Annotated in this window: 13 protein-coding genes; 4 read left to right on the plus strand and 9 right to left on the minus strand. The window is 63.3% G+C overall.

The window, feature by feature from the left end; all coding sequences use genetic code 11:
* Positions 1-12: 12 nt before the first annotated feature.
* Genes N5P29_RS01490 through N5P29_RS01500 form a run of 3 tightly spaced genes read right to left on the minus strand, consistent with a single transcriptional unit; the run spans position 13 to position 2023 of the window.
* Positions 13-432, minus strand: coding sequence for a VOC family protein (locus N5P29_RS01490; protein WP_262276930.1), 420 nt, complete (start codon positions 430-432; stop codon positions 13-15).
* A gap of 9 nt (positions 433-441) precedes the next feature.
* Complete coding sequence (locus N5P29_RS01495; RefSeq protein ID WP_262276931.1) at positions 442-1065, minus strand: FMN-binding negative transcriptional regulator; 624 nt, start codon at positions 1063-1065, stop codon at positions 442-444.
* A 25-nt stretch (positions 1066-1090) separates the two neighbouring features.
* Positions 1091-2023, minus strand: a complete 933-nt coding sequence (locus tag N5P29_RS01500) for a DMT family transporter (RefSeq protein WP_262276932.1) — start codon at positions 2021-2023, stop codon at positions 1091-1093.
* Between N5P29_RS01500 and N5P29_RS01505 the strand changes: the two genes are divergently transcribed.
* Positions 2022-3437, plus strand: a complete 1416-nt coding sequence (locus N5P29_RS01505; RefSeq protein WP_262276933.1) for an aminotransferase-like domain-containing protein — start codon at positions 2022-2024, stop codon at positions 3435-3437. The genes N5P29_RS01500 and N5P29_RS01505 overlap by 2 nt on opposite strands.
* A gap of 127 nt (positions 3438-3564) precedes the next feature.
* Here the strand turns inward: N5P29_RS01505 and N5P29_RS01510 are convergent, their stop codons facing one another.
* Positions 3565-5190, minus strand: a complete 1626-nt coding sequence (locus N5P29_RS01510; RefSeq protein WP_262276934.1) for an MFS transporter — start codon at positions 5188-5190, stop codon at positions 3565-3567.
* 291 nt (positions 5191-5481) lie between these two features.
* Positions 5482-6258 (minus strand): putative protein N(5)-glutamine methyltransferase, encoded by a 777-nt coding sequence (locus N5P29_RS01515; protein WP_262276935.1) that lies wholly within the window; start codon positions 6256-6258, stop codon positions 5482-5484.
* Positions 6259-6496: 238 nt separating this feature from the next.
* Here N5P29_RS01515 and N5P29_RS01520 point away from each other — a divergent pair, with 238 nt between their 5' ends.
* The gene (locus N5P29_RS01520; RefSeq protein ID WP_262276936.1) at positions 6497-6697 is read left to right on the plus strand and encodes a hypothetical protein; all 201 of its coding nucleotides are present in this window, start codon (positions 6497-6499) and stop codon (positions 6695-6697) included.
* Between the two features lie 50 nt (positions 6698-6747).
* Complete coding sequence (locus N5P29_RS01525; RefSeq protein WP_262276937.1) at positions 6748-7008, plus strand: hypothetical protein; 261 nt, start codon at positions 6748-6750, stop codon at positions 7006-7008.
* Between the two features lie 89 nt (positions 7009-7097).
* On the opposite strand, the gene N5P29_RS01530 is transcribed toward N5P29_RS01525, so the two are convergent.
* Positions 7098-9635, minus strand: a complete 2538-nt coding sequence (locus tag N5P29_RS01530) for an ATP-dependent DNA ligase (RefSeq protein ID WP_262276938.1) — start codon at positions 9633-9635, stop codon at positions 7098-7100.
* 89 nt (positions 9636-9724) lie between these two features.
* Between N5P29_RS01530 and N5P29_RS01535 the strand changes: the two genes are divergently transcribed.
* Positions 9725-10540 (plus strand): non-homologous end joining protein Ku, encoded by an 816-nt coding sequence (locus N5P29_RS01535; RefSeq protein ID WP_262276939.1) that lies wholly within the window; start codon positions 9725-9727, stop codon positions 10538-10540.
* Between the two features lie 46 nt (positions 10541-10586).
* Here N5P29_RS01535 and N5P29_RS01540 read toward each other — a convergent pair whose 3' ends face one another.
* From N5P29_RS01540 to N5P29_RS01550, 3 genes are read right to left on the minus strand one after another with little or no spacing between them, the layout of a single operon-like run.
* Positions 10587-11423, minus strand: coding sequence for a carbohydrate ABC transporter permease (locus N5P29_RS01540; protein WP_262276940.1), 837 nt, complete (start codon positions 11421-11423; stop codon positions 10587-10589).
* Positions 11420-12391, minus strand: a complete 972-nt coding sequence (locus N5P29_RS01545; protein ID WP_262276941.1) for a carbohydrate ABC transporter permease — start codon at positions 12389-12391, stop codon at positions 11420-11422. Before N5P29_RS01545 ends, N5P29_RS01540 begins: the two co-directional genes overlap by 4 nt.
* Before the next feature lie 6 nt (positions 12392-12397).
* Positions 12398-13696, minus strand: coding sequence for an ABC transporter substrate-binding protein (locus N5P29_RS01550; protein ID WP_262276942.1), 1299 nt, complete (start codon positions 13694-13696; stop codon positions 12398-12400).
* Positions 13697-13731 lie beyond the last annotated feature (35 nt).

The following is a 13731-nucleotide window of genomic DNA, read 5'->3' on the forward strand; positions in this document are numbered from 1 at the left end:
TGGCCGCGCCCGCTAGTCAGCTACCAGTTCAACCTCGTAGCTGTCAGTGTTCAGCAGGTACGCGGCGTAGTGGTCCGGTCCGCCTGCGTGCGGGTACTTCGACTCGAACATCTCGTACCAGCCCGCATCCGCGCCGAGCGCCCGGATCCTGTCCACGTCCTCGCGGGTGCCTGCATGGAACGCCACGTGGTTGACGCCGGGATCGGTCCGCCGATGGGCCGTGCCTGTGATGGCATCGGTTTGCTCCACCACCACGTACATTCCATCGAGCTTCCAGCTGCACCCCGTGGGCCACTCCTGGAACGGTTCGTAGCCGAGCTGCCCCAGGAGCCAACCCCACTCCTCCTTGGCGCGCTCAAGGATGGGCACCCAGATCTCCAAGTGGTGGATGGATCCCGTGGGGCCACGGGTTTCGGCAGCTTCGTCACGCATGCGCCGAGTCTACGAGGTCCGGGCGCCTTCCACATCCGCTGCGCTCGCAGGCTTACCTGCAGCGCGGAGTCCGGCGATGACGCCATCGACGTCGGCCGAGGTGCGGTTCTGGCTGAGTTTCGTCTTGGCCTCCACCCGGGTAATCACAAGTTCGACGCCGACAATCGCCCTCAGCTGGCCGGCGATGAACCGCCCGGGTGCTTCATCGACGGACCACGGCTGGTCCATGCCGGACTCGTGCTGATCCGAGAGGCGACGGACGTGCCTGCCCAGCCAGTCGGCGTCGTCGTGGACAACAAGCTCGCCGTAGACGTGCGCCGTGGAGTAGTTCCAGGTTGGCACCACCCGGCCGTGTTCTGCCTTGGAGGCGTACCACGACGGCGAAATGTAGGCGTCCTCCCCCTGGACGATCATCAGTGCCTCACCTGAAACGGGGGAGGACCACTGGGTATTGTTGCGGGCCATGTGTGCTTGCAGGGCGCCGTGCCCACCCACTGACGGTTCGTAGACGAACGGCAGAAGGGTGGCGAGCAAGCCGTCTGGAGACATGGTGACCAGGTTGGCGGCGCCGCTGTGGGTAAGAAGGCCTGTGAGGGCTTCGTCAGAGGCGGCGAAATGCGCTGGGGTGTACATTGCTCTCTTCCTTTCAGGTTTCGCTTCAGGACTTCGACGGCGGGTTGAGCCGGACGCGGACTGCGGCGCCTGCGCAGAGGATCACGGCCAGCCCGCCCACGACAGTGGTCCAGGTCATCGGCTCGCCCAGCAGGAGGCCGGCCCAGGCGATGGTCATGACGGGCTGGACCAGTTGGATTTGGCTGACCTGCGCCATGGGTCCGATCGCAAGTCCGTGATACCAGGCAAAGAATCCCAGGAACATGCTCACCGCTCCGAGGTAAGCGAAGGACAACCATTGGACGGGGGATGCCTGGGGCAGCCCGGAAGCAAGCGCTGCCAGCGTCAGGACAATCATCAGGGGTGAGGCGACGATCAACGCCCAGGAGATGGTCTGCCAGGCGCCCAGCTCACGGGCCAGCAAGCCGCCCTCCGCGTAGCCGATGGCAGCTGCGAGTACGGCTCCGAGCAGCAGCAGATCAGCCCAGTGGAGCGAACCGAAACCGCCTGATTGGACCAAGGCGAAGATCAATGCGGCCGCAACTCCCACGGCGGTGAGAATCCAGAACAAGGGCCGTGGGCGTTCCCTTCCACGGATCACCGCTATCGTCGCGGTGGCCGCAGGCAGTAGCGCGATCACGACGGCGCCATGGCTGGCGGACGTGCTGGTCAGGGCGAAGGTGGTCAGCAAGGGGAATCCAGCAACGATACCGCCCGCCACGACGGCCAGCCTGAACCACTGGACGCCGCGGGGAAAGCGCTGACGCGTCAACCCCAAGGCCAGGGCCGCGAGCACGGCAGCAGCCACTGCCCGACCCGCGCCAATGAACAGGGGCGACATACCCTCCACAGCCACGCGCGTGAGCGGGACAGTGAAGGAGAAGGCAACGACACCGAGGAGGCCCCACCAAACGCCGCTGGAGGTACGAGCAGATACCACTGGCTGTGAAATTAGAGTAGCGCTACTATTGTGACTCATGAACAACGATAGCAGTTCCCGGATCGTCCTGCGAGTAAAAGAATGGATCGCGGGCGCTGCTCCGGGAGCGAAGCTGCCATCCACCCGGCAACTCGTGGCCGAATACCAGGCAAGTCCTGTCACGGTCCAAAAGGCGCTGCGGACCCTGACGGCTCAAGGCCTGATCGAGAGCCGTCCAGGCGTGGGGACCTTTGTCCGCGCCTACCGCACCGCACGGCCCTCCGACTACGGCTGGCAGACTGCGGCCCTTCGTTCGGCCCAGGCTGCCAGGCCCCTGAACTCCGCCGCCATGCGCAGTGCATCCAATGACGTCATCGCCTTTCATTCCGGTTATCCGGACCGCGAGCTCCTCCCGGAAAGGTTGGTCCGCGCAGCACTGACCCGGGCAGCACGGGGTGACGCCGCCTTATCTCGGCCGCCGGCGCGGGGCATTCCGGAACTGCAATCCTGGTTCGCGCACGAGCTCAGTACCTCGACGCCGGTGGGCGTCACGCCGCCCCAGCCGAGCGACGTCGTCGTACTTCCCGGGAGCCAAAGCGGACTCAGCTCCATCTTCCGCGGCTTGGTGGGGCACGGCCAGCCGTTGCTCGTGGAGTCGCCAAGCTATTGGGGTGCGCTGCTGGCAGCTGGGCAGGCGGGCGTGAACGTGATCCCGGTTCCCAGCGGACCGGAGGGCCCCGATCCGGACGAACTGGACAGGGCATTCGAGGAATCGGGCGCCCGGCTGTTCTACGCCCAGCCCAACTTCGCGAATCCCACCGGAGCCCAATGGTCAGCGGAGCGCGGTGAGGAGGTGCTGCGGATCGTCCAGCGGCACGGCGCCTTTCTTGTGGAGGACGACTGGGCGCACGATTTCGGCATCACCTCGCCGTCGGTTCCGCTTGCCGCCAAGGACGACTCGGGGCACGTGGTCTACATCCGCTCCTTGACCAAGAGTGTCTCGCCCTCCATCCGCATCGCCGCGATCATCGCGCGCGGTCCTGCGCGTGAACGGATCATGGGTGCCCAGGCGGCGGAGTCGATGTACGTCAGCGGCCTGCTGCAGGCGGCGGCGCTCGACGTCGTCACGCAGCCCGGGTGGCAAACGCACCTCCGCGGACTCAGCCACCAGTTGCAGTCGCGACGCGACCTGCTCGTCACCAGCCTCCAGGAGTTCGTCCCGCAGGCGCACCTCAGCCACCTGCCCAAGGGCGGCTTGAACCTGTGGTTGCGGATGCCGGACGGGTTCGACGTCGACCGGCTCACCAAGGATTGCGAGGCTGCCGGCGTGCTGATCGCCGCCGGATCCGAGTGGTTTCCCGCGGAACCGGAAGGGCCCTACATCAGGCTCAACTACGCCGGGCCGAACCCGGGCCGCTTCCCCGATGGCGCGCGGATCATCGGTGAGGCTGTCGCGGCCCAGCTGCGGTCTTAACGCCCGTAGCCACCAACACCAAGGAGAGCGCCTTGGGGCTGGTGGCTACAGTGGGCGGCGGACTGCCGCGAACTATCCGTGTCGCTTGGGTAAGCGTCGCTGCGCAGAAGTTGCAGGCAAACGGTTCCTACGCGGGAGTCATGTCCTTCTTGCCTGAGCCGAACACGGCGTCATCGATGGGCTGGCCGTCGAACGGCATCTCTTCCAGATTGATGAGCGGGTTGGTGTCCTGCGTTTCCACGAGTTCGCGGGCTTCGGCCGGTGTATCCACGCTGGGCATGGAGCCCGGCAGTGGGCGCTGGGCCGATTCGCGCAGGAAATAGATGGCGATGGCGCCCACGATTGACGTTGCCATCAGGTAGTACGCGGGCATCATGTCGTTGCCTGTAGCCTCGATCAGGCCCTGGACGATGAACGGCGTGGTTCCACCGAAGATCGCCACGGAGAAGTTGTAGGCGATGCCCATTCCGCCGTAGCGGCTGGACGTCGGGAACAGCGCGGGCAGGGCCGACGCGAGGTTCGCAACGTAGAACGTCACCGGGAACGCCACCAGGGCCAGGCCTGCCAGCGTGGACCAAATCTCGCCGATGCCGATGAGCATGAAGGCCGGGACTGCGAACAGGACAGTGCTGCCTGCGCCGATCCACAGGACCGGACGACGGCCGATACGGTCCGAGAGCTTGCCTGTCAGCGGGATGCACACGGCCATGATCACCAGGACCGGGATGGTCAGCAGGGTGCCGTGTACGGGGTCGTAACCCTTGGAATCCGTGAGATACGTCGGCATGTAGGAGGTCAGTGCGTAGCCGACAGTGTTGGCAGCAGCAGCCAGGATCATGGCCAGCACAATCTGGCGCCAGTAAGCCTTGATGATGCCGACAGGACCCTTGGCGACAGCGGCATCGTGGGACGCTGCGTCCTTGGCGCTTGCTTCCTGCGCGTCCAGGGCGGCCTGGAATTGGGGGGATTCCTCGATCTTGCTACGGAAGTACACAGCGATCAGGCCCAGGGGACCGGCGATCAGGAACGGAAGCCTCCAGCCCCACTCCTCCATGGCAGCCTGTCCAAGGGTGAGCTGCAGGATCGATACCAGGGCAGCACCCAGGGCGAAGCCAATGTAGCTGCCCATATCAAGGAAGCTCGCGAAGTAGCCACGGCGCTTGTCCGGCGCGTACTCGCTCACGAACGTTGTGGCACCGGCGTACTCACCTCCGGTGGAGAAGCCCTGGACGAGCTTCAGGATCACCAGCAATGCGGCGGCCCAGATGCCGATCTGCGCATAGCCGGGAAGAAGGCCGACGGCGAACGTACTTGCCGCCATCAGCATCAGTGTTGCGGCGAGCACCTTCTGGCGGCCCACCTTATCGCCGAGCCAACCGAACACGACGCCGCCGAGGGGGCGTGCGATGAAGGTCGCGGCGAAAGTGCCCAGGAGGAAGAGTGTCTGGACCGACTTGTCCGCCTCGGGCAGGAAGACAGGACCCATGGTGGTGATGAGGTAGCCGAAGACACCGACGTCGTACCATTCCATGGTGTTGCCGACGATGGTTCCGCCGAGTGCTTTGCGCAGCATCGGCTTGTCCACCACGTTGACGTCCGATTCTTTCAACCGGCGCTTCGGGCGGAGCTTCGCTTTCTTCGCTGCGTTCTTTGATGCGTTGGTGGCGGCCGGGGTGTGGCCTGCCGATACTGTGTTTCCGGAGGCGTTCCTTGCGCCATCCGGAGAGACGGTGTTGCTTTGGTCTGTGGGCATTTGGGCTTCTCCTAGGGAGGTCATTTGCTTGCGACTTCTGCTGCCCCGCTCTGGGCAGGGTTTCAATTTTACGCGGTTTGGGCCTGAAACCCGAGTTGAGATCCGATTTTTGGCCCTCCCAGGGGTGCAAATTGCCTAGGTGTGTTGCATCTCATTACCGGCTTTTGCCCTGCAAGTACGCGGATGTCCTGCAGTTTTTGCCCCGCGAAGCACGTTGTTACCAAATTGTTTAGCTATGCCCACGTAACGGGCCCAACCCCGGCCCTGAAAGTGACGAATCCAGTACGGCCCTCAGTGACCGCCTACCACCAGTGTGGCATCCAGATCCGGGTCCGTCACCACGTCCGCAGTCAGCCCGGCCCGTGCCAGGAGCCCCGCCGTCGCGGTGGCCTGTTGCCGGGAGGTTTCCATCAGAAGCAGCCCACCCGGCGACAACCACGGAGGTGCCCCCAGCGCAACGCGACGCTGGACACCCAAACCGTCAGTGCCGCCGTCGAGCGCTGCCACCGGCTCGTAGACCCGCGCTTCCGGCGGCATCAGGCTGATGGAATCCGTGGGGACGTACGGTGCATTGACCAGGAGCACGTCGACCCGTCCCAGCAGCCGGCGGGGGAGCGGCGTGAAGAGATCGCCCAGGTACGCAGTGCCCCCACGAGGCCCCAGGTTCCGTTGCGCGCACGCAACCGCGGCGGGGTCGATGTCGGCCGCGTGGAGTTCGCAACCGCCCAGAAGATCGTAAAGTGCGGCACCTATGGCGCCGGAGCCGCAGCAGAGGTCGACGACGACGGCACCCGTTTTGGCGGTTAACGCCGCCTGTCGCACCAAGAACTCCGTGCGACGCCGCGGCACGAAGACGCCCGGGGCAACAGCCATGCGTGTCCCGCAGAAGTCCACCCAGCCGAGGATGTGTTCCAGCGGCAGACCGCCCACCCTCAGGGCTACCATGCGGTCCAGTTCGTCCGGATGGGCGGCAGCGTCGATCAGGAGCCGGGCCTCGTCCTCGGCGAAAACACAGCCGGCATCGCGAAGGGCGGCGACGATCAACCTGCTCGGGCTCACGAGAGCCATGCTAATCGAGGGGTTCACAAATGTGCAGGATGATGGTTAGGGTATGACGCATGGGAACACTGATTTTTGAGTAGACCAGCCGTGCTCGTACCTTGAGCATGCAGCTGCGTTTCAGATGACAAAAATCCACGCCTGTTGAGGCTTGCCTCCACGCCGTTCCCGTTGTCGACGCCTTTTTTTGAAACAAGTGTCACGGGATACGTGTCTCATCAGGACTCACACATTTTTAGGAGTCCATATGACTGCCAACCCTTCAGATGACAACAAGCTGTCCGCCTCCGGCGGCATCAAGTCCAAGCTCACTGACGCCCAACGGGCAATGCTCGCCAGGAAGTCGGGCGGCGGCGCTCCGGCCGGCTGGCAAAGCACCGGCAAGGGGCACAAGCCCACCGCTGCCAGCGGCAAGATGGCCAAGACCGAGAAGAAGGTCCGTTGGTAACTCCGGCGGACAGGCCCATAGGAAAACAGGCGCACTGGAAAGGAAGAACCATGACTGCGAATCACAACGCTGAGGGCATCGATCCTGAGGTTGCAAGCCACTTGGTGGAGTCCATGGACATGGCACCGATGCCCGAGACAACAGGCATGCCCCTGGCTTTGGGAGCGGACCAAGGCAATCAATGGCCGGACGGCAACGGCAAACGCCGGCACCCGAAGGACCGCGACCAAGCCCACGGCCGCATGGGCCAGGGTGCGGCGGTAACGGCAATCCACCGGACCAGCCGTCCGCAGATGCCGCACTCGTCCTAACCCGTCACCGCACCCAACCGACACCCCGCCAGCCCAACTGGGGGACAGCAAACGCACTACTGAGGCCTCGTAGGAGCGTTAGCTGTCCCCTAGTTGGGCTGGGTGACGTCGGAAGGGGACTTGTCCGGGCGCCAACCCCGCCACACGGGATGACGCAGTCTGCCAGGACCAGTCCAGTTACCGAAAGTCACCTCGGCCACCAGCTCAGGTCTGACCCAGCGCGCACCGGCGGCGTCCTCCCTCGGAATGTCCTTAAAAGGCGAAGCGTCCACCGCCAGCGGTTCCAGCCGGTCCATGATCTCCCGCAGCTGCCAGTCCTTAAACCCCGTGCCCACCCTGCCTACATAGTGCAAGGCATCGCCGTCGGGAATGCCCAGGAGCAAAGCCCCGAAAGTCCCGCTCCGGGCCCCGGCTCCCGGGCGCCAACCGCCCACCACCACTTCCTGGCTTTGCTCCAGCTTGAGCTTGATCCACGACCCGCTGCGACGACCAACGGTGTAACGGCTGTCGGCCTTCTTGGCCATGACCCCCTCCAAGCCCAGATCGGCCGCGCTGGTCATGAGGTCCTCGACGTCGTGGTCCAGCACCGCTGACACATGGAGCGGGCATCCACCGGGCAAGCGCTCCACGAACGCATCCAGCTTCTTGCGCCGCTCAAGCAGAGGCAGCCCGCTCAAATCCGTGCCGGCGTCGTACAGCAGATCAAAGAGCATCAGCTGTACCGGAACCGAGGCCCGTGCCCGCTCGATGTCGGCGGCCTTGACCAGGTTCATGCGCAATTGCAGCCGGCCAAAGTCCGGCCGGGAGCCCTTGCCCAAGGCGACGATTTCGCCGTCGGCCACAAAATCGCCATCGGGCCAGCAGACGCGGTCGGTGAGCTCGGGGTAGGTGGCCGTGAGGTCGTTCCCGTTGCGGCTCATCAGCCGGATCCTCCCCTCGGTTCCGGTGATGATGGCCCGGATGCCATCCCATTTGAGTTCATAGAGCCAGTTGCCGCCGCGGAGATCGGCGGTTGTTCCGGAGGTAGCCAGCATGGGGGCGTAATCGCGCATGGGTTGCGGCTCCGGTTCACGCGGCGTGGCAGCAGGCTTGGCAGCAGGCGTTGCTTTGACGCTCCGCTTGCCGCCCGGCTGCTCCTTCATCAGGTGGATCAGCCATCGGTCACCCGTATTGATCAGGGCCAACCGCTTAGTCCCGCCGAGACCACCGCCGGGCTCGCCCGTGAGCGTCGCGATGACCTCCTTGTCATCGCGCCACTTCTCGCACGTGAACTCGCCGCGGTCCCAAATGGTCATGGTCCCGGCCCCGTACTCACCCTTCGGAATCACTCCAGCGAAGGTTGCGTACTCCATCGGGTGGTCCTCCGTATGGACGGCCAGGTTGTTCCGGTCCGGCGTTTCCGGGACTCCGCGCGGGAGAGCCCAAGAAGCCAGTACGCCGTTGTGTTCCAGCCGCAGGTCCAGGTGGTACCGGCGTGCATGATGCTCCTGGATCACGAAGATGCCACCGGGCGGTGCCGGGTCGCCGGGTTTGGGCTGCCCGGCTGACGTTCCGTTGGACACCGGTGTCGAAGCAGCCGACGACGACGGGAACGGCTCCGGGGTTTTCTCCGGATCGCGCATCCCGACGTACTTGGCGAGACGGTTCTCGACCGTCACCGCGCGCTCGCGGGCGCCGGCCGACCTGCCGGGAGTACCGCCGTCGTCGTTCCCGTCCTCGGTGTGGGGCGGCAGGTGCCGTTCCGAAATGGGGGCGAAGTGGTCCTCGCCCGTGCTGACCCGCTCCATCACTTCCGTGTAGTCAAGGTGGTCCAGGTCAGGGTCCCCAAGTTCCTGCCACGTGCGCGGCGCGGCAACGGTTGGAAAGGCGCGGCCGCGCAGCGAGTACGGGACGATGGTGGTCTTGTTCCCGCTGTTCTGGCTCCAGTCCACCAGGACCTTGCCCTTGCGCAGGGACTTCTTCATGTCGCTGACCACGAGATCGGGGTGGTCCGTTTCCAGCGCCCGCGCGAGCTCGTGGGCGAAAGCGGAGACTTGCTCGGACTTCAGGGTGCCGTCCAGCCCCGTATACAGATGGATGCCTTTGCTCCCGCTGGTAACAGGGACGGGCTCCATCCCCATGTCCTGCAGGATGGAGCGTGCCAGCATGGCAACTTCCACGCACTCCGGCAGGCCCGCGCCGGGGCCTGGATCGAGGTCCAACACAAAGCGGTCGGGCCGCAGTGGCTTCCCGGAAGCATCCACCTGCCACTGCGGGACGTGGATCTCCAGGGACGCAATCTGCGCCATCCACGTGAGGGTCGCCAGGTTGTTCACCATGGGATAGACGTTGATGTGGTCCGAATGCTGGATGGCGGCCCGGGGAATCCAGCGTGGTGCGGAGTCCTCCAGGTTCTTCTGGAAGAACACCTCACCGGGATGTTCGGCCGTGCCCACGCCGTTGACCCAGCGTTTGCGCGTCACCGGCCTGTTGGCCGCAGCGGGGATGAGGAAAGGGGCCACGGTGGCGTAGTACTCAAGGACCTCAGCCTTGGTGGTCCCGGTTTCCGGGTAGATGATTTTGCCCAGGTTGGTGAGGGTGAGTTCGTGGCCTTCCACGTTCACCCGCTCCTGCTGCTTGCCTGCCACCTCTTCTCCTCCGCTGTGTTGTGCTGTTGACTGGGTGCATGAGGGCTATATGGAAGGGATCTATCGCGTTCGGTCTGGTCAACGTACCAGTGAAGCTATACAGTGCCACGGAGGATCACGATATTGGCCTGCACCAAGTCCACAATAAGGACGGCGGGCGCATTCGGTACCAGCGCAAATGCGAAATTTGCAGTGAAGTTGTTGCTTACGAGGATATTGACAAGGCCTACGAGGAAGAAGGCCGCACGGTGGTCCTCACCGCCGCCGAGTTGAAGTCCCTGCCTGAGGAAAACAGCCGCGAAATCGAGGTGGTGGAGTTCATTCCCGCCGAGCAGCTGGACCCGATCATGTACGAGCGCAGCTACTTCCTGGAACCGGATTCCAAGTCTCCCAAGGCCTACATGCTGCTGCGGCAAACGCTGGAGGACACGGACAGGATCGCGATCGTCCAGTACGCGCTCCGCCAGAAAACCAGACTGGGTGCCCTGCGCGTGCGCGGTGACGTGCTGCTGCTGCAGGCCCTCCTGTGGGGTGATGAGGTGCGCGAAGCCAAGTTCCCGTCCCTGGAAACGGACATCAAGATCTCCGACAAGGAACTGGAAATGTCGTCCGCCCTGGTGGAATCCATGGCCCATGATTTCGATCCCGATGAATACACGGACGACTACCAGGCCCAGCTGAAGACGCTCATCGAAGCCAAGCTGGAAAAGGGCGAGGCGCTCGATACCGAGGCCACCTTCGGCAACGTCGAAGGCGAAGGCGAGGGCGGCGACGTCATCGACCTCATGGAGGCACTCAAGCGAAGCCTGGACAAGAAGCGCGGCAAGGAAAAAGCGTCCGACGACGACGCTGCCGCCAGCAAAGCCGACAGCAAGCCAAAGGCGCGGGCCAAGAAAAAGGCGTGAACCGCCGTCGGGCGCCTTGAGGGGCGCCCGACGGTCGGCGCTCGCGTCAGCCCTTTACTGAACCCGCGGTCAGTCCCTGGACAATGAACTTGCTGGCAAAAGCGAAGATCACCAGCGTCGGTACCACCGTCAACACCGCGGCAGCGGACATGGAACCCCAATCGATGTTGAAGCTGGAGATAAAGCCGGCCAACGCCGTCGGGATGGTTTTGTTGCTGTCGCTGTTCATCAAGGTCACCGACAAGAACAGCTCGTTCCAGCAGTTGACGAAGTTGAACACAAAACTCGCCGCGATACCGGGCATCATCACCGGAACGATCACCCTGAAAAGCGCGCCCAGCCTGGAACAGCCATCGATCATGGCGGCCTCTTCCAACGCGTCGGGGACGTTCTCGAAGAAGCCGCGCAGCATGATGGTGCAGAACGGGATGCAGATGGCGATGTAGATCAGGATCAGGCCTGTCTTCGAATCCACCAAGCCGAAATCGGTCATCATCAGGTACAGCGGACCCAGGGCGATGAACCCCGGGATCATTTGTGTAATGAGGAACGCGCCCAGAACTGCGCCTCGCCCGGAGAACTGGAACCGGGCCAGGACATACGCGGAGAGCAGTGAGATGAGCGTCGCCACCGACGCCGCAACCAGCGCCACCACCAGGCTGTTGAGCATGTATTGGCCGAAGTCGGACTTCGTGAAAAGCCCGACATAGTTGTCCAGGGACAACTGCCGTGGCCAGTAATCCAGGGGCAGCGAGTAGATGGCGCCCGGTTCCTTGAGGGACGTCACCACGATCCAGTACAGCGGAAAGACAGTGACGATCAGGCAAAGGCTGAGGAAAACCACTTTTGAAATGCGGCCCGTGAGCGTCGGAGTGTTGATCATCGGTCTGCCTTTCGAAAACGGACGGCCATGAGGTAGAAGGCTGCGAAAAGCATGAGGGTGACCATGACGATCAATCCCAGGGCGGACGCCTTGCCGTAGTCGCCTTCCTGGGTAATTTTGATCATGTACGTGGTGATGATGTGCGTTTGGTCGGCCGGACCTCCGCCGGTCATCGCGAAAATGATGTCCGGGAAGTTGAAGATCCAAATCACCCGCAACAGGATGGTCAACGCCAGCGTGGTGGAGATGCTCGGCAGCGTGATGCTGAAGAACGTCCGAACCTTGCCTGCACCATCCAAAGCGGCGGCCTCGTACATCTCGTCCGACACCGACTGCAGGGCGGCAAGGATCATGATGGCGAAGAACGTCACGCCGTACCAGATGTTGGCGATGATGATCGCGGTCATGGCGAAGCCGGGATCCGACAACCACGGAATGGGCGAACTGATCAGCCCGGCCTTCATCAGGAGGTCATTGACAACGCCGAATTCCGCGTTGAACATCCACCGAAACAGCATGCCGATGAGAAAGCCGGAGACCGCCCAGGGGAAGAAGATCATGGCCTGGTACGCCCCGCGCATCCGGAACCGCCGCTTCAGGAACAGTGCCACGGCGAACCCGATGACTACCTGCGGGACCAGCGAGCCGATAACCCACACCACGGTATTGCGGACGATCGTTCCGAACTCCGGAGCATCGAACAGGCTCTGGAAGTTCCCGAAGCCAATCCACGAGGTATCGGAAAGATCATTCAGGTTCCAGTTCCGGAACGCCATCTGGCTGCCGGCGATCATGGGGTAGTACGTGAAGATCCCCACGAACACCGCGGCCGGAGCCAGGAAGGCCAGCAAGGTCATTGCTGTCCGGCCGTTGAAGCGTCTCTTGGACGAGCTGCCCCTGCCCGGCTCCGGCCGCGCGGCTTTCCGCCCCGATGGGGGCGGTGCGGCCTTCTTGACGTCGAGAGTCACCGGAGGTTATCCCTTCATCTTTTCTGTCCAGTAGCTGTCCCAGCTGGACAGCAGCTCGGTGGTGGACATCTGCCCTGTCAGGACCCGCTGAAGTTCGCCGTCGGACTTCTTGATCCACTCCGTCCACCAGGAAACGCTGCGCGGCTGGATCGCGGAAACGTATTTGTCCGGGTTCTCCGTCATCTTTACGTAGGCAGCCCAGGGGCCGGTGCTGTAGAAGGGATCCTGGGCTGCGGACTTGAGTGTGGGGACCAGGCTGTTGTCCTTGCTGAACGTGGTGGCAGCGTCGCCCTGCGCCAAGTACTTGATGAGCTTGACGGCCTGGGGCTTGGCCTTTGAGGATTCCGCGATGCCCCAGCCAGCCGAAGCGACAGGCTGGATGGCCTTGCCGCCCGGACCCACCAGCAGGGGCGCGACGTTCCACTGGTCCTGCTTGATGGACTGTGACTCCTTGACGGTGGCGATGACCTCGGGGTCCTGCAGCAGGAAGGCCGTGGAGCCGTTGCTGAAGCCTTGCACCATCTCGGGGTAGCCCCACGCCACGGACGATGGCGGGGATCCCTTCTTGAAGAGGTCAATGTAGAGATCCATGGCCTGCTGGGCCTTGGGGGAGGAGAAGATCGTCTTGCCGTTGGTCAGCTTGAAGGCGTTCTCGCGGTCGATCTCGTCCGCAACGTAGGCCTCGATGATCGCTACGGCATTGGAGTTGGCATTGGTACCTCCACGGAACGCGTAGCCGAACTTGTTTTCGGACGGCTTGTTGAGGGCTTCGGCTTGCTTTGCCATCTCCTCCCAGCTGCTGGGAGGACCGTCGAAGCCGGCCTGCTTGACCAGGTCCGAACGATAGAAGAGGGAAAGGCCGTAGAAACCGTAGGGGATGTAGTAGGTCTTGCCGTTCTGCTTGGAATACTTGACCGCGTTTTCGGTCAGGTTGTTCCATCCGTCCCAGCCATCAAGGTCCTTGGTCATGTCGTAGAGCCAGTTGTTCGCACCGAAGGAGCCAACTGTGATGTCGCGTGCCTCCACCACATCCACGCCCTTGCCGGACTGGAGCATCTGCTGGATTTTCTGGTCCGCCTGGTCGGTGGGCGGTGAAATCAGCTCCACCTTGATGTCCGGGTTGGCCTGCTCAAAGCCTGAAATGAGTTTCTTCAGAGTCTCCGTGCGGGTGGGGTTGGTGAGGCTTTCCACCATCTTCAAGGTGACTTTGCCATCTGCCGCCTGCTGCTGGCCGCCTCCACACCCGGCAAGTGCAAGAACTGCCGCCAGGCCTGCTGCCGCAGACGCCATAATTCTGGATTTCACGTGGGTCCTCCGTTGATCGGTTGAGTGTGTTTGCA

Origin of the sequence: Paenarthrobacter sp. JL.01a, assembly GCF_025452095.1 — a bacterium.
Classification (GTDB): domain Bacteria; phylum Actinomycetota; class Actinomycetes; order Actinomycetales; family Micrococcaceae; genus Arthrobacter.